The 14,326-nt window shown below is 67.2% G+C and carries 15 protein-coding genes; 7 read left to right on the top strand and 8 right to left on the bottom strand.

What is annotated here, in order from left to right:
• Window positions 1-75 precede the first annotated feature (75 nt).
• On the bottom strand, window positions 76-2,565 hold the full coding sequence (gene hsdR / locus ATF69_RS07700) for an EcoAI/FtnUII family type I restriction enzme subunit R (protein ID WP_146870489.1): 2,490 nt from the start codon (window positions 2,563-2,565) through the stop codon (window positions 76-78).
• A 115-nt stretch (window positions 2,566-2,680) separates the two neighbouring features.
• On the opposite strand from hsdR, the gene ATF69_RS07695 reads away from it, so the two are divergent.
• Window positions 2,681-3,094, top strand: coding sequence for a YkgJ family cysteine cluster protein (locus ATF69_RS07695; RefSeq protein WP_015011832.1), 414 nt, complete (start codon window positions 2,681-2,683; stop codon window positions 3,092-3,094).
• 70 nt (window positions 3,095-3,164) lie between these two features.
• On the opposite strand, the gene ATF69_RS07690 is transcribed toward ATF69_RS07695, so the two are convergent.
• The 5 genes from ATF69_RS07690 to ATF69_RS07670 all read right to left on the bottom strand — a co-directional run bounded on the left by ATF69_RS07690 (window position 3,165) and on the right by ATF69_RS07670 (window position 8,087).
• The gene (locus tag ATF69_RS07690) at window positions 3,165-4,805 is read right to left on the bottom strand and encodes an AMP-binding protein (RefSeq protein ID WP_146870488.1); all 1,641 of its coding nucleotides are present in this window, start codon (window positions 4,803-4,805) and stop codon (window positions 3,165-3,167) included.
• Window positions 4,806-4,852: 47 nt separating this feature from the next.
• Window positions 4,853-6,175, bottom strand: coding sequence for a serine hydrolase domain-containing protein (locus ATF69_RS07685; RefSeq protein ID WP_146870487.1), 1,323 nt, complete (start codon window positions 6,173-6,175; stop codon window positions 4,853-4,855).
• 71 nt (window positions 6,176-6,246) lie between these two features.
• Window positions 6,247-6,819 carry a thioredoxin family protein gene (locus ATF69_RS07680; RefSeq protein WP_146870486.1) on the bottom strand — a complete coding sequence of 191 codons (573 nt, stop codon included), beginning with the start codon at window positions 6,817-6,819 and terminating at the stop codon, window positions 6,247-6,249.
• Window positions 6,820-6,855: 36 nt separating this feature from the next.
• Window positions 6,856-7,578 carry a cytochrome c biogenesis CcdA family protein gene (locus ATF69_RS07675; protein ID WP_146870485.1) on the bottom strand — a complete coding sequence of 241 codons (723 nt, stop codon included), beginning with the start codon at window positions 7,576-7,578 and terminating at the stop codon, window positions 6,856-6,858.
• On the bottom strand, window positions 7,575-8,087 hold the full coding sequence (locus ATF69_RS07670) for a DUF2147 domain-containing protein (RefSeq protein ID WP_146870484.1): 513 nt from the start codon (window positions 8,085-8,087) through the stop codon (window positions 7,575-7,577). Before ATF69_RS07670 ends, ATF69_RS07675 begins: the two co-directional genes overlap by 4 nt.
• 179 nt (window positions 8,088-8,266) lie before the next feature.
• On the opposite strand from ATF69_RS07670, the gene ATF69_RS07665 reads away from it, so the two are divergent.
• The 3 genes from ATF69_RS07665 (at window position 8,267) to ATF69_RS07655 (ending at window position 11,215) form a co-directional block, all read left to right on the top strand.
• Entirely contained in the window at window positions 8,267-9,025 is a 759-nt protein-coding gene (locus ATF69_RS07665) for a response regulator (protein ID WP_146870483.1), read from the top strand.
• Window positions 9,022-10,341, top strand: a complete 1,320-nt coding sequence (locus tag ATF69_RS07660; protein ID WP_146870482.1) for a sensor histidine kinase — start codon at window positions 9,022-9,024, stop codon at window positions 10,339-10,341. The genes ATF69_RS07665 and ATF69_RS07660 overlap by 4 nt, the downstream gene beginning before the upstream one ends.
• A 61-nt stretch (window positions 10,342-10,402) precedes the next feature.
• The gene (locus ATF69_RS07655) at window positions 10,403-11,215 is read left to right on the top strand and encodes a DUF72 domain-containing protein (RefSeq protein WP_425291769.1); all 813 of its coding nucleotides are present in this window, start codon (window positions 10,403-10,405) and stop codon (window positions 11,213-11,215) included.
• On the opposite strand, the gene ATF69_RS07650 is transcribed toward ATF69_RS07655, so the two are convergent.
• Entirely contained in the window at window positions 11,193-11,495 is a 303-nt protein-coding gene (locus ATF69_RS07650) for an acylphosphatase (RefSeq protein ID WP_146870480.1), read from the bottom strand. The genes ATF69_RS07655 and ATF69_RS07650 overlap by 23 nt on opposite strands.
• Window positions 11,496-11,565: 70 nt before the next feature.
• Here ATF69_RS07650 and ATF69_RS07645 point away from each other — a divergent pair, with 70 nt between their 5' ends.
• From ATF69_RS07645 to ATF69_RS07640, 3 genes are all read left to right on the top strand, one after another.
• Entirely contained in the window at window positions 11,566-11,811 is a 246-nt protein-coding gene (locus tag ATF69_RS07645; RefSeq protein WP_056056843.1) for an ATP-binding protein, read from the top strand.
• Between the two features lie 90 nt (window positions 11,812-11,901).
• Entirely contained in the window at window positions 11,902-12,051 is a 150-nt protein-coding gene (locus tag ATF69_RS23095; RefSeq protein ID WP_158641480.1) for a hypothetical protein, read from the top strand.
• Between the two features lie 122 nt (window positions 12,052-12,173).
• Window positions 12,174-13,577: a homoserine dehydrogenase gene (locus tag ATF69_RS07640; RefSeq protein ID WP_146870478.1), complete on the top strand. Its 1,404-nt coding sequence runs from the start codon at window positions 12,174-12,176 to the stop codon at window positions 13,575-13,577.
• Window positions 13,578-13,689: 112 nt separating this feature from the next.
• Here the strand turns inward: ATF69_RS07640 and ATF69_RS07635 are convergent, their stop codons facing one another.
• Window positions 13,690-14,325: an FMN-binding negative transcriptional regulator gene (locus ATF69_RS07635; protein ID WP_146870476.1), complete on the bottom strand. Its 636-nt coding sequence runs from the start codon at window positions 14,323-14,325 to the stop codon at window positions 13,690-13,692.
• Window position 14,326 lies beyond the last annotated feature (1 nt).

Here is a 14,326-nt window from a genome sequence, read left to right as displayed (position 1 = left end):
GAACAAAAACAGGCCCTTGCGCCTGATAGGTAAGCGCTAGCAGCTATCAAAACAGGAGTATTTGGCGGCACACAGCTAGTGGGCCGGGTGCGTAGCGTACAGCGCTTGCTCCAGCGCCTGCAGTGCGCTGAGGTATTGGGGGCGGCCGCCAAAGCTGCGCACCAGTTCCACGGGGCTGCCCAGGTCGGTGAAGGGCTGGAGCTTGAAGACTTCGTTGCTCTCGATGGTGGCAATGCCTTCGTCGGCGTATTTGTCGAGCAGGGCGTCGAGAACCTTGCGGGCCACGGAGCCGTATTGGGTGAAGACGTTGCGCTTTTTGACGCGCTGGGCGCGCTCGCGGCGGGTGAGCGGTGGCTGGTCGTAGGCGACGTGCAGCAGCAGGTCGAACGGGTCGAGGTCTTTGCCAACTTCAGCGGCCAGGGCGTCCAGCAGAACCCCCTCGGACTCCAGCTCGGCCAGCAGGGCGGCCTTGCGGTCGGCCTGCTGCCAGGTTTGCAGAAACTGGTCGAGCGAGTCGTACTTTTTGAGCAGGTTGATGCGGGTGTAGTCGCGCAGGCTTTCGGTGATGAGCTTGCCGTCTGCATTGAGGTACTGCACCCGCTCGCGCGCCACGGCCACAGTGACGTTGTTGCCGAGGGTGTATTTGCGGGGTTCGTCGGTGCCTGCGCGGCCCTCGCCAGGGCCTGCGGTGGTGGGCGGCCAGGCGTCAGGGCCCGCACCACCGGGCTGGGCGGTGGGGGGTAAGTCCACCGGCGGGGGCGGGGCCATGGGCTCGCCGGGCTGGGGTTCGTACACCTGCACGGGTTCGCCATCGAAGTCTTTGTCGGCAAAGAGTTCGGTGGCGCGCTTGAAGTCGAGGATGGTGAACCAGCTCTTGCCCAGGTCTTCGCGCAGGCGGGTGCCCCGGCCAATGATCTGCTTGAACAGCGTCATGGACTTGATGGTCTGGTCCAGCACGATGAGCTTGCAGGTTTGGGCATCCACCCCAGTGCTCATGAGCTTGGAGGTGACGGCGATGACGGGATAGGTCTTTTCGGGGTCGATGAAGTTGTCTAGCTCGCGCTTGCCTTCGGTGTTGTCGCCGGTGATCTGCACCACGTATTTGGGCTGGGTTGCGCACAGGTCGGCATTGGCGTTGCTGAGTGCCTTGCGCATGCGCTCAGCGTGCTCAATGTCTTCGCAAAAGACGATCGTCTTGGCGTAGCGGTCGGTGGCCTTCAGGTATTCGGTGACCTTGGCGGCCACCACGGCGTCGCGCTGCTCCATGACGAGCTTGCGGTTCATGTCGGCGCCGGTGTAGATGCGGTCTTCGATGAGGTGGCCGAACTTGTCGCGCTGGCCTTCGGTGGGGCGCCAGCCGAAGGTGTCTTTGTCCAGGTCCACGCGCACCACTTTGTAGGGCGCGAGGTAGCCGTCTTCAATGCCTTGCTTCAAGCTGTAGATGTAGAGCGGCTTACCAAAGTAGTCGATGTTGGAGACGTCTTCCGTCTCCTTGGGCGTGGCCGTGAGGCCGATCTGTGTGGCGCTGGCAAAGTAGGTCAGGATGTCGCGCCAGGCGGAGTCTTCTGCCGCGCTGCCCCGGTGGCATTCGTCCACGACGATGAGGTCAAAAAAGTCGGGGCTGAACTGCTTGTAGATATTGCGCTCTTCTTGCGTGCCGGTGACAGCCTGGTAGAGCGAGAGGTAAATCTCGTAGCTTTTGTCGACCACCTTGGTGGTTTTGTTCACGGCCAGGTCGAGGTCTTCGACGGTTACCTGGCCCTGGGCGTCCACCCGTTCCACGCCCTTGGCGTGGGGGCTGAGCTTGGCCATCGCGCCCTTGAAGGGACGGAAGTCGTTGACCATGGTCTGGTCGATGAGGATGTTGCGGTCGGCCAGAAAGAGGATGCGTTTTTGGCCGCTAGGCTTGTCTGAACGCCAAGGCGACTTCCAGAGCCGGTGGATGATTTGGAATGCAGTGTAGGTTTTGCCGGTGCCCGTGGCCATGACGAGCAGCACGCGGTTCTGGCCTGCGGCAATGGCCTCGACGGTGCGGTTGATGGCCCCGAGCTGGTAGTAGCGAGGGGTTTTGCTAGGGGCGTAGTCGGTGGCGGCAATGTGCTCAACCGCTGGCGTCCAGCCCTTCCAGGCGCAGTACTTGGCCCACAGCTCGGCGGGGGTGGGGAATTGGTCTAGCGTGAGGTCGCGCTCCAGCACGCCATCGGACAAAGTGGCATCGCGGAACACAAAGCCATCGCCATTGCTGGCAAAGCTGAAGGGCACGCCCAGCAGCTCGGCGTATTGAAAGGCCTGGGGCATGCCCGCGCCAACGGAGTGCTTGGCGTCTTTGGCCTCCACCACTGCCAGCGGCACGTTGGGCTTGTGGAACAGCACGTAGTCGGCCCGCAGCATCGAGGCCTTGTCGCGGTGCGATGCCTGGCCGCGCACCACCACGCGGCCGGGGCGCAGGGTGTATTCGCGCAGGATGTGTTGTTCCAGCGTCCAGCCCGCTTGCTCCAGTGCGGGTGTGATGAAACGGTCGCAGATGTCGGTTTCGCTGAGATGGCTTTTGGGCGATGCGCTCACTCGTCGGACCTTGTGGTGGGATGGGTGGACAGCAGGGTGTTGGCTGCCTTGCGAGTATGGCCCAAGTGTTACCAAGTGCAGCGCCCTGTATTGCACGCAGGCACAATCCCACCCCATGCGCTCCCCCATTGCCATCGTTGACGTAGACCGCCTGGACACCTGGACCCGCTACCGCGCTGGCCTGTGCGACACCTGCGCGGCCAACTGCTGCACCATGCCGCTGGAAGTGCAGCTCTCGGACCTGGTGCGGCTTGAACTGGTGGACCCGTTCGAGGCCGAGCATGAAGAAATCCGCCACATTGCCAAGCGGCTGCAAAAGGCGCGGCTGATTGACCACTTCAACCACAAGAACGCGATCTTCACGATGGCGCGGCGGGCGAGTGGGGACTGCAATTTTCTGGACCCCAAGACGCGGCTGTGCACGGTGTATGACAAGCGGCCCGAGACCTGCCGCCTGCACCCGCAGAAGAAGAGCCCCAAGCCGGGCTACTGTGCTTACGGGGCGCGGGATCTGCAGCGGCGGGGCTGACAAGCGCAGAGGCGTCAGCGCGCCATGTCTGCGCAAGCCCGCCGTCTTCTGAAACCGCCACCCCGCACACTCACGCCATGTCGCGCAGCTCGCGGCGCAGGATCTTGCCGACGCTGGACTTGGGCAAGGCCTCCACAAACACGATCTGCCGGGGCACCTTGTAAGCAGTGAGCGCTGCGCGGCAATGGGCGGCGATGTGGTCTGCATCCACCTGCGGCGCAGTGCCCGCCGCGCGCACCACATACAGCCGCAGCGCCTCGCCCGTCTTCTCGTCTGGCACGCCGATGCAGGCGCACTCCAGCACGCCGGGGCAGGCGGTGGCCACGGCTTCGACTTCGTTGGGAAAGACGTTGAAGCCTGAGACGATGACCATGTCCTTCTTGCGGTCCACGATCTTGAGAAAACCACGCTCGTCCAGCTGGCCGATGTCGCCGGTGCGGAAGTAGCCGTCGGGGGTGAAGGCGGCAGCGTTGGCCTCGGGCTGCTGCCAGTAGCCGCCCATGACCTGGGGGCCTTTCACGCAGACCTCGCCGGGCTGGCCCAGGGGCACGGGGTGGCCCTGGTCGTCCAGCAGCAGCACGTCGGTGGAAGGCAGGGGCAGGCCGGTGCTGCCGCTGAAAGCCGTGACCGATGCGGGGTTGAAGGCCACCACAGGGCTGGTCTCGCTCAGGCCGTAGCCTTCGCGGATGAACTGGCCGGTGATGGCCTGCCAGCGGGCAGAGACCGAGGGCAGGATGGCTGCGCCGCCGCCGCCCGCCAGCCGCAGGTTGGAGAAGTCCACCCCTTGCGTGCCTGGGTGCGCTGCCAGCCCCGCATACAACGTGTTGACACCCATGAACACGCTGGGGCGCGCGGCATTCAGCACGTCGATCAACCCGTCCAGGTCACGCGGATTGGGCACCAGCCAGTTGCGCGCACCCACCGCAAAGTAGCTGATCAGGTTCACCATGAGCGCGAAGATGTGATGCAGCGGAATGGCCGTGACGACGACCTCCTGTGCGGGGCGCAGGGCATCGGGCACGAAGGCCTTGAACTGCTCCACGTTGGCTACCAGGTTGCGGTGCGTGAGCATGGCGCCCTTGGACAGGCCTGTGGTACCCCCGGTGTACTGCAGGAACAGCAGGTCGCCCCCCTCCAGCACAGGTGGCGCAAAAGGCAGGGTGGCGCCCTCGGCCAGGGCGCGCGCAAACGAGGTGGTGGTGTGCAGGTGGGCATCCACCGGCGGCCCAGGCAGGTCGGCTGCGGTGCCGTCGCCGGGCGCCACGGTGATGATGCTGTGCAGTTCCACACGATCCTGGATGGCAGCCAGGGTCGCAGTAGACCCTGCATAGATCACCATCACCCTGGCTCCCGCGTCCTGTAGCTGGTGCTCCAGCTCCCGCGGGGTGTACAGCGGATTCACGTTCACCTGCACACAGCCCGCGCGCGCAATGCCGAGCATGGCGATAGGAAACGCCATCAGGTTCGGGCACATCACGGCAATGCGGTCGCCCTTGCGCACGCGCAGCACGTTCTGCAGGTAGGCCGCAAACGCGCGGGATTGCTGGTCCACATGCGCATAGGTCAGCGTCTGGCCCAGGCAGGTGAATGCGGGCCGGTGCGCGTACCGCTGCATGGCGGCACACAGCAGGTGCACGATGCTGGGATGGCTGTCGGGATCGATGTGGGCAGGGATAGCGCCATAGCTGGCCAGCCAGGGTTGGGGGGACATGGTGAATCGGTCCTCGATGAGGGTGGAGCAACAATGTGCGGGCAGGCTCAGCGCACGGCCTTGGCCAGTGCGGCGAAGGCTTGCCGGTCCAGCGCGTGGGTGAAGGCGGTGTTGGGCACGGGGTGCGTGGAGAACTTCACCACCACCAGCTCGGCTGCCGGGTTGATGTGGATGTGCTGGCCCATCAGGCCCTTGGCTTCAAAGGTGCCATCGGCATCGTGGGGTATCCACCACTGGTTGTGGTACGAGTAGCCCGCGCGCATGGCCGTGCCCGGGGCCTTGCTGAACTGGGCGGGGTCGGCCCCTTTGCGCAGCTCGGCAATGGTGGCGGGCGAGACGATCTGCTGGCCGTTGAAGCGGCCGTTGGATCGCAGCATCTCGCCCAGACGGCCCAGGTCACGCAAAGTGGCGTTCACGCCCACGCTGGTGGCCTGGCCGCCGTTGGCATCGGCAAACACATACGCGTCCTCCTGCGTGCCCAGCTTGGACCAGATGCGCTCGGACAACAGCGTGGCGTAGCTCTTGCCAGTCACGCGCTGCAGCAGCCAGCCCAACACTTCCGTGTCCACCGACTTGTAGGCAAACGCGGTGCCGTGCTCGCCGTCCTTCTGCACGGTGGGCAGGTGCTCGGCCATGCTCTTGGCCCCATTGCTGCCGGGGCGCGCAGGCTGCAGGCCCGCAGCGGCCAGGTACTGAAAGACACCGGAGGTGGGGTCCGCAAAGTCTTCGGCGTATTTGACGCCGGTGGTCATGTCCAGGGTCTGCTGCACGGTGGCATCGGCCCAGGCGCTGTTGGCCAGCTCGGGCAGGTAACGCACGATGCGCGCACTGGGGTCGATGGCGCCTTCCTGGATGAGTTCGGTCACCAGCAGCCCCACCAGCGATTTGCTCATGGACCACAGCACATGCGGTTGCTGCGGCTGCATGCCGATGTGATAACGCTCATACACCACACGGCCCCGGTGCAGCACCAACAGGGCGTCGGTGTAGGTGGCCTTCTGCCAGTCGGCCAGCGTGGTGGACGCACCCTTGTCGTCGGCAAACGCCAGGGTATCGGGCAACGCGCGCGGCGCTGCGGGCAGTGCGCTGGGCGCAGCGGCGCCCCGCCAGATGGTGGCCGTGGGCCCCAGTTCGCGCAGGTGCTGCGCGGCCCAGCGCACGTTGGGGTACTTGAGGATGTTGGCCAAACGCACCACCTTGTCGGGCGCCGGGGGGAAGCCCTGCATCAGCTGCAGGGTCACAGGGTTGGTGGCGTCTGGCGGCGGCAGCTGCGGAGCCTGGGCCTGGCTGTCAGGAGCGGCCACCAGCAGGGTGCAGGCCAAGGCGACGGCGGTGAAGGAAGGGGTGAGGTGGCGATGAAAAGAGCGCATGGTGAGAAGGCCTCGGTCAAGAAACATGGGATGGGGAAGAACAAAAAAGGACACGGAATCGGTCGGGCCGATCAGCCCCGCGCGGCCAGCAAGGTGCGGATCACGCCCTCGGTGCGCTCGTACTCGCCTTCGCCAAAGTGCTTGTAGCGAATGCGGCCTTGCGCATCGATGAGGTAGGTGGCGGGCCAGTACTGGTTGCTGTAGGCCTTCCAGGTGCCGTAGCGGTTGTCCTGTGCCACGGGGTGCTTCACGCCATGGCGGCGCATGGCGGCTTCCACGTTGGCGGTCGGGCGCTCAAACGGAAACTCTGGCGTGTGCACGCCCACCACGGTGAGCCCCTGGGGCGTGTACCGTTCGGCCCAGCGGTTCACATGGGGCAGGGTGCGGATGCAGTTGATGCAGGCGTACGTCCAGAAATCCACCAGCACCACGCGGCCGCGCAACTGCGCCAGGCTCAGCGGTTCGGAGTTGAGCCAGCGCTCGATGCCGGTGAACTCGGGCGCAGCGCCCAAGTCGGGCAACGCTGCGGCGGGGCTGGCGGGGCCCGCTGCATACGCCAAGCCAGGGGCCGCCAGTGCAGCGGCCATCGACGCCAGGAAAGCGCGGCGCTCGGAAAAGCGCGATGAAGAGGGGTGCAATGTCATGGTGAAAGCTCCTTGCAATCGGTGAGGCGTCGCCCCTTACAGGCCGCCCCAGCCCGAGGGATAAAACTGCGTGAGCCAGGCGGTGATCTGCCCATCCACCTCCCACAGCATGGCCAGCGCGATGGCAATGACCACCGCCCCAAACACCTGCTGCACGCGGTGCGCGTGGCGGGCAATGCGGCGCACATGGGTGGCGGCAGCCTGACCGCCGTAGGCAATCGCCAGCATGGGCAGCGCGGCACCGGTGGAATACGCGAGCAGCAAAACGGCGGTGCCTACGCCCGCAGGCTCCGTGGCGATGAGGGTGAGGATGGAGGCGAGCACGGGCCCGGCGCAGGGTGTCCAGACCGCGCCGAGGCTCAGGCCCAGCAGCAGTCCGCCCCAGTTGCCGCCCCCGCTGCCCATCCCCAGGCTGGCCATGCGGTTGAGCACGCCGCCCGCATGTTGGCTGAGCCACTGGAACGGCCGGGGCCACACCGTGAGCACGCCAAACACCAGCAGCATCACAGCGGCAAACCGGCGCAGGCCTTCCTGAGACACACCCAGCACCTGCGTGAAGCTGCTGAACAACAGCGCCACGGCCGCGAACGACAGCGCAAAGCCCAGGGCAATGAACAGTGGGCGTGTGCGCTGCGCTGAGTCGGCACCGCTCACCGAGGCGCCCAGCACCACGGGCAGCATGGGCAACACGCAGGGCGCGCCCACCGTGAGCATGCCGGCGGCCACGGCCAGCCAGGGCGAGGTGGTGGCCATGGTCATTGCCCGCTCCCCTGCTCGGCCGCTGGGCGGCGCCACACCTGGGTCTTGCCGAACAGCGGAATGCCCACATACGCGTGCACCAGCAGTTGCTCCGGCTCGGCTGGCGTCAGGTTGACGCGGTAGGTCTTGGCGTTCTCGCGGTTGTAGATTTCTCCCTGGTACTCGCTGCTGCCGCCCTCCGCCGGGCGCAGGCCCGACAGCAGGGTCATGCCCAGCGCAGGCCGCGCGTCGGCCGCCGCCATGTCGGCGCCCGGCGCGCTCATGGAGCGGTTGGCCAGCACGCGCACCACCTTGCCGCACAGGGCGTTGCCGCCAGCGGGGTTGCAGGGGGCGATGTTCACTTCCAGATTGCCGCTCTCGGTGATCCAGCGGCCCAAGGGGGCTTTGGGGTGGGTTGCACCCGGTGCATGCGCCGCAGCGGCTGGCGGCGCTGCGGCGGCCTCTTGCGCGCTGGCTGCCTGCGCCAGGCCCAGGGTCAGCAGGGCGGTCACGGCGATGGATGGTTTCATGGCAAGGTCCTCGTGAAGTTCAGGAAGACCTCATTGAAGCCAGCGCAGGTATCGGCGATTTGTCTGGCCAGGGGCTTTTGGTATGCGCGCTTGTCGATGCACCAGGCAGACAAGTTGAGATACATATCTGCCCACCCAGCCCGCACCGCTGCACCACCAAAGCCCGGACAATGGCCGCCATGACGACGCCCGCTCCCGACCACATCCTGATCGTCGATGACGACGCCGGCATCCGCGAACTGGCTGCCGAGTACCTGCAGCGCCAGGGCCTGCAGGTGAGCGTGGCCGCCGACGGGCGGCAAATGCGCGAGGTGATGGCCACGCAGCGCATCGACCTGCTGGTGCTGGACCTGATGCTGCCAGGCACCGACGGCATCGCACTGTGCCGCGAGCTGCGCAGCCCGGGCGCGCCGCCGCTGCCCATCATCATGCTCACCGCACGCAGCGACGAAGCGGACCGCATCCTGGGCCTGGAGCTGGGTGCGGACGACTACCTGACCAAACCCTTCGCCGCGCGCGAGCTGCTGGCACGCATCCACGCGGTGCTGCGGCGCACGCGCATGCTGCCGCCCAATCTGGCCAAGGCCGAGCCCGCGCGCCACCTCACGTTTGGCGACTGGCGGCTGGACACCACCGCACGCCACCTGCTCGATGCCACGGGCGCAGTGGCGGCGCTGTCGGGCGCCGAATACCGTCTGCTGCGTGTGCTGCTGGACCACCCGCAGCGCATCCTCACACGCGACCAGCTGCTGCAGCTCACACAGGGGCGCGATGCCGACGTGTTCGACCGCTCCATCGACCTGCTGGTGAGCCGTGTGCGCCAGCGGCTGGGCGATGGCGCGCGCGGCTCGCGCTACATCAAGACGGTGCGCAACGAGGGCTATGTGTTCTGCGCCGATGTGCAAACTGCGGCAGCTGCCGCAGGAGCTGCACCATGACGTCGCGCTGGTGGCCACGCTCTTTGTTCGGGCGCATTCTGCTGGTGATGGCACTGGGCCTGGCGTTGGCGCATGCGCTGACGTTTGTGCTGGCGTTCACCGAGCGCAGCATGACCATGCGGCGGGCCATGGTGTCGTATTTCGCCAGCGACGTGGCCAGCTCGGTCGCCATGCTGGAACGCCTGCCTGCCACCGAGCGCGCACAGTGGGTGGACCGGCTGGCGCGCCGCAACTACCGCTTTGCACTGGCCGAACCCCTGGACGCACCTGCCGACCCGTCCCAGCTGGCCCGCCTCGTTGCCAGCGCTGTGGCGGCCACTCTGCCCCCTGACCGCCCGGTGCAGGTGATCGACCCCCATGTGCCGGGCATCGAGCTGCGGCTGCAACTGCGCCTGGCCGACGGTACGCCCCTGGCCGTGGACATGGACGAGCCCCGGCTGCAGATATCGCCCTGGGTGCTGGGCGCGCTGGCACTGCAGCTGGCGCTGCTGGTGGGCCTGTGCGCGTGGGCCGTGCGTGCAGCCACGCGGCCCCTGAGCACGCTGGCCGATGCGGCCGATGCGCTGGGCGCCGACCGCCCCACCGTGCCGCTGGCTGAAGACGGCCCGCGCGAAGTGGTGCGCGCCGCCGTTGCCTTCAACCATATGCAGCAGCGCATCCAGGCGCATCTTCAGGAACGCATGCAAATCCTGGCCGCCGTCTCGCACGACCTGCAAACACCCATCACCCGGCTGCGCCTGCGCGCGGATCTGCTGGACGACACCACGCTGCGCGACAAGCTGCACGTCGACCTGGCCGAGATGCAGTCGCTGGTGGAAGAGGGCATTGCCTACGCGCGCTCATCGCAGGCCGTGCGCGAGCCCCCGCAGCGTGTGGACCTGCGCGCGCTGGTGGAGAGCATTGCGCGCGACTACGCCGATGCCGGCCTGCCGGTACAAGTGCTGCAGGCAGTGGATGTGACCTGCGACACCCGCCCCCAGGCCCTGCGCCGCCTGCTGTGCAACCTGGTGGACAACGCGCTCAAGTTTGCAGGCGCCGCCGAGCTGACGCTGGAGGCAGAAAGGCCAGGCCAGTGGCTGGTGCGCGTGCTGGATCACGGGCCCGGCATCCCTCCAGCGGACCTCGCCGCCGTGCTGCAGCCCTATGTGCGGCTGGAAGATTCGCGCAACCGGGGCACCGGTGGCACCGGTCTGGGCCTGGCCATTGCCAGCGAGCTGGCCAAGGCCCTGGGCGGCCGCCTGGTGCTGGGGCCACGCGCGGACGGCGCGCAGGGGCTGGAGGCGCGGGTAGAGCTGCCAGAAGCGCTACCGGCATAGGCATGCGCACCAGCGCCGCTGCTACAGTGGCCGCTCCGTGGACTCTCAAAAGGGCAACGCCGTGGACACACCTGTCAGCACCCCGCAGAGCGAGATCAGCGCCAGCAACCCACGCATCCGCGTCGGCATCGGCGGCTGGACCTTCGAGCCCTGGCGCGGCAGCTTCTACCCCGCTGGGCTGGCGCACAGCAAGGAGCTGCAATACGCCAGCCGACAGCTCACGGCGATCGAGGTCAACGGCACCTACTACAGCACCTTCAAACCACCCACCTTTGCCAAATGGCGCGATGAAACGCCCGAAGGCTTTGTGTTCTCACTCAAGGCCAACCGCTTTGCCACGCACCGGCGCGTGCTGGCCGAGGCGGGCGATTCGATCGCGCGGTTTGTCGACAGTGGCATCTCGGAACTGAAGGGCAAGCTCGGGCCCATCGTGTGGCAGTTCATGCCGACCAAGGCGTTTGAGCCGGGCGACTTCGAGGCCTTTCTGGCCCTGCTGCCGCAGCAGGTGGATGGCCTGCAGCTGCGCCACGCGCTGGATGTGCGCCACCCGAGTTTTGCGACGCCAGCGTTTGTGGCGCTGGCGCGCCGGTATGGCTGCGTGCCTGTGTACACCGACTCCGACCGATTTCCGGCCATCGCGGATGCAGAGGCCGACTTTGCCTACCTGCGGCTGATGCGTGGCCAGGCCGATGTGCCCACGGGCTACACCGCCGATGCCATTGCGCAGTGGGCACAGGGCGTGCGCACCTGGACCAGCGGCGACCGGCCACGCGATGTGTTTGTGTACTTCATCAACGGCGCCAAAGAGCGGGCGCCGGCAGGGGCGATGGAGTTGCTCAGGCAGCTGGGCGCTACACCGTCTCGCGCTGCGTGAAGCCCTGCGGGGCCTCGCCGCCATCGGGCACATTGCCTACCACCACGCGGTCCACCCGCGCATGTGCTGGCCCCTGGTGCGCCCAGTCGATCAGCGCCAGCACGGCGGGTTCCGGGCCCCAGGCGCAGGCCTCCACGCGGCCATCCTCGCGGTTGCGCACCCAGCCCGTCACGCCCAGTCGATTGGCGGCCTGCACCATGGACCAGCGGTAGCCCACGCCCTGCACCTGGCCGGTGATCAACAGATGGCGGGTGATGGTGGAGTGGGGTTCTGCGTTCATGGGGGGCACTGTAGCGCGCTCCTTGTGGGGAGCCCGCTCCAGGGGCACACTGCCAGCACCACCGCACCCCATGACCACCACCACCCCCAAGGCCCTGCCCACCATCGACCCCCAGCGCTGCACCGGCTGCGGCTGGTGCATTGCGGTGTGCCCACCGCATGTGCTGTCACTGCAGGTGTTGGGCGCGGGGCCCTGGGGCCCCAAGTGCTCCACCCTGCACGACGCGCCCGGCTGCACCGGGTGCGCGCTGTGTGCGGTGCGCTGCCCATTCGATGCGATCCGCATGGTGCGGGTGGCGGCCACCCAGGCCCGGTGAGGCCGTTGCCCACAGGCGCACACAGGTGCGCATAGGCGCGTACAGGCGGGTTGACAGGCCCCGGCCTGCATCCGGTACACTGCGCCCTTCATGTCGTTCACCTCTCTCCCCATCACCACCGCACGCGCCGCTGCCTTCCAAGGCATGGGCATGATGCCGCCCGCACTCACGCGGGCCAGTGGTGAACAGCGGGCACTGGGTGCACGAATGATTACCACCATTACCACCGCGGCCACCTGAGCACGCGCAGGTGGCCGTTTCGGCAGCCACCTGGTGATCGCTCTCTTCTCCCCCAAGACGAATGCACGAAACCCAGCTCTGGCAGCTGGGTTTTTTTGTTTGTTCGTTAGCCGGAGAAGTCCATGTACCGCGATCCCGTCCAGTCCCTCGAAGCCCCGTTGTTGCCGTCGTCCGCCACGGCCATGCGCCCCCTGCGCGTGGGCATGATTGGCATTGGCACTGTGGGCGCAGGCACCTTCCGCGTGCTGGCGCGCAACCAGGCGCTGATTGCGGGCCGTGCGGGCCGCGGCATCAAGCTGGTGGTGGTCTGCGCCCGCAGCCTGGCCCGCGCCATGAGCGTGGTGGGCAAGGACGTGGCGCTGACCAACGACCCCATGCAGGTCGCCACCCACCCCGACGTGGATGTGCTGGTGGAGGCCGCTGGCGGCACCGGCCCCGCTCGCGACTGGGTGCTGGCCGCCATCCGTGCGGGCAAACATGTGGTCACGGCCAATAAGGCGCTGCTGGCCGAGCATGGCAACGAGATCTTTGCAGCAGCACGCCAGCACGGCGTGGCCGTGGCCTACGAAGGCGCGGTGGCCGTGAGCATCCCCATCGTGAAGGCGCTGCGCGAGGGCCTCACGGCCAACCGCATCGAATGGGTGGCGGGCATCATCAACGGCACTACCAACTTCATCCTGACCAAGATGCGCGACGAGGGTGTGGGCTTTGCCGAAGCGCTGGCCCAGGCCCAGGCGCTGGGCTACGCCGAAGCCGATCCGACGTTTGACATCGAAGGCACGGACGCCGCGCACAAGATCTCGCTGCTGGCGGCCAATGCGTTTGGCATGCCGGTGCGGTTTGCCGATGCGCAGGTGGAGGGCATCACCGCACTGCAGGGGCTGGACGTGGCCTGTGCCGAGCAACTGGGCTTTCGCATCAAGCTGCTGGGCGTGGCCAAGCGGCGCAAGGCGGGTGACGCGGAAGGCAATGTGGAAGGGGTAGAGCTGCGCGTGCAGCCCGCGCTGGTGCCCGCCACACATTTGCTGGCGCATGTGAACGGGTCGATGAACGCAGTGATGGTCAAGGGCGATGCGTCGGGCGTGACGATGTACTACGGCGCGGGTGCGGGGTCGGAGCAGACCGCGTCGGCCGTGATTGCGGACCTGGTGGATGTGGCGCGGCTCGATGGCACCCACGCGGGCCAGCGCGTGCCACACCTGGGCTTCCACCCCCAGGCCGTGGACGAGCAACTGGCGGTACTGCCCCGCGCAGCCGTGCACACCCGCCACTACCTGCGCGTGCCGGTGCACAGCGCGCAGCAGATCGAGGCCGTGGGCGCCTGGCTGGCTGCGCAGCATGTGCCCGTGCTGCAGGTGGCGCTGGCGCACGACAAGGCCTTGCCCCCCGGCAGCGGCCCTCAGGTGCTGGTGCTGACCGATGCCGTCGCGCAGTCCACCGTGGACCTGGCCGTGCAAGCGTTGGCAGCGCTCCCGGCGGTGGCCGGGCCGGTGGTCACGCTGCGGGTGGAGACGCTGGAGGGGTGAATGGCGCCTGAAAACGCTTTGGCACGAGGTTTTGGAGCAAAAACGGGCAGTAGCGCTAGTGCATCAAGACTGGGATGCTATCAATTTTGATAGCCCCTGCCAATCGCACCCCTCAGCCCATCAAACGTCCCAGCACCAGCGCGGCCATGTCCTCGGCCGCGCTGGTGCCTTCCGCCATCAGGCCCTGCACCACGCCGGCGCGGTCGGTATCGGTGCGGTTCTGGCTCACCTTCCAGATGCCCTCCCAGCGCTCCACCGCCAGCTCGATGCCCACGATGGCGCGCAGCAGCTTGTCGATGTAGTCGGGCGGCGCGTCGTCGATGCGCCAGGGGTCGGGGCGGTGGGCCTCGTGCTGCTCGCTCAGGGTGTGCAGGATGCCGCGCAGGCGTGTGGGGTCGTCAAACGCGCTCAAAGCGCCGTGGGCGTGCACGGTGGCGTAGTTCCAGGTGGGCACCTGCTTGCCGTCCAGGGCTTTCGATGGATACCACGAGGGCGACACATAGGCCTGCGGGCCGTGGAACACCGCCACCGCCTGCTGGGGCAACAGCGGCCACAGCGCGTTGGCGCGCGCCACATGGCCGATGAGCGTGCCCTGCGGGCCGCGCGCCGGGTCCAGGTACAGCGGGATGTGATTGACGTGTTGCGCGCCTTCGTGCGCAATGACCAGTGTGGCCAAAGGCTGGGCACGTACCAGGGCTTGCTGGGCAGCGGCATCGGCCACCTGAAACTGCCGGTTGGGGTTGGCCATG

This window comes from Acidovorax delafieldii, from assembly GCF_007993815.1.
GTDB lineage: Bacteria > Pseudomonadota > Gammaproteobacteria > Burkholderiales > Burkholderiaceae_C > Acidovorax > Acidovorax delafieldii.
The sequence above is the reverse complement of the archived record's forward strand: the minus strand, read 5'-3'. Positions and strand labels throughout refer to the sequence as shown.

Bases quoted from the DNA above. Each gene is read 5' to 3' on its own strand.
- ATF69_RS07660 (WP_146870482.1), top strand. From the start codon at position 9,022: ATGACGTCGCGCTGGTGGCCACGCTCTTTGTTCGGGCGCATTCTGCTG.
- ATF69_RS07675 (WP_146870485.1), bottom strand. From the start codon at position 7,578: ATGACCATGGCCACCACCTCGCCCTGGCTGGCCGTGGCCGCCGGCATG.
- ATF69_RS07635 (WP_146870476.1), bottom strand. From the start codon at position 14,325: ATGGCCAACCCCAACCGGCAGTTTCAGGTGGCCGATGCCGCTGCCCAG.
- ATF69_RS23095 (WP_158641480.1), top strand. From the start codon at position 11,902: ATGTCGTTCACCTCTCTCCCCATCACCACCGCACGCGCCGCTGCCTTC.
- ATF69_RS07665 (WP_146870483.1), top strand. From the start codon at position 8,267: ATGACGACGCCCGCTCCCGACCACATCCTGATCGTCGATGACGACGCC.
- ATF69_RS07640 (WP_146870478.1), top strand. From the start codon at position 12,174: ATGTACCGCGATCCCGTCCAGTCCCTCGAAGCCCCGTTGTTGCCGTCG.
- ATF69_RS07680 (WP_146870486.1), bottom strand. From the start codon at position 6,819: ATGACATTGCACCCCTCTTCATCGCGCTTTTCCGAGCGCCGCGCTTTC.
- ATF69_RS07645 (WP_056056843.1), top strand. From the start codon at position 11,566: ATGACCACCACCACCCCCAAGGCCCTGCCCACCATCGACCCCCAGCGC.
- ATF69_RS07685 (WP_146870487.1), bottom strand. From the start codon at position 6,175: ATGCGCTCTTTTCATCGCCACCTCACCCCTTCCTTCACCGCCGTCGCC.
- ATF69_RS07695 (WP_015011832.1), top strand. From the start codon at position 2,681: ATGCGCTCCCCCATTGCCATCGTTGACGTAGACCGCCTGGACACCTGG.
- ATF69_RS07690 (WP_146870488.1), bottom strand. From the start codon at position 4,805: ATGTCCCCCCAACCCTGGCTGGCCAGCTATGGCGCTATCCCTGCCCAC.
- ATF69_RS07670 (WP_146870484.1), bottom strand. From the start codon at position 8,087: ATGAAACCATCCATCGCCGTGACCGCCCTGCTGACCCTGGGCCTGGCG.
- ATF69_RS07650 (WP_146870480.1), bottom strand. From the start codon at position 11,495: ATGAACGCAGAACCCCACTCCACCATCACCCGCCATCTGTTGATCACC.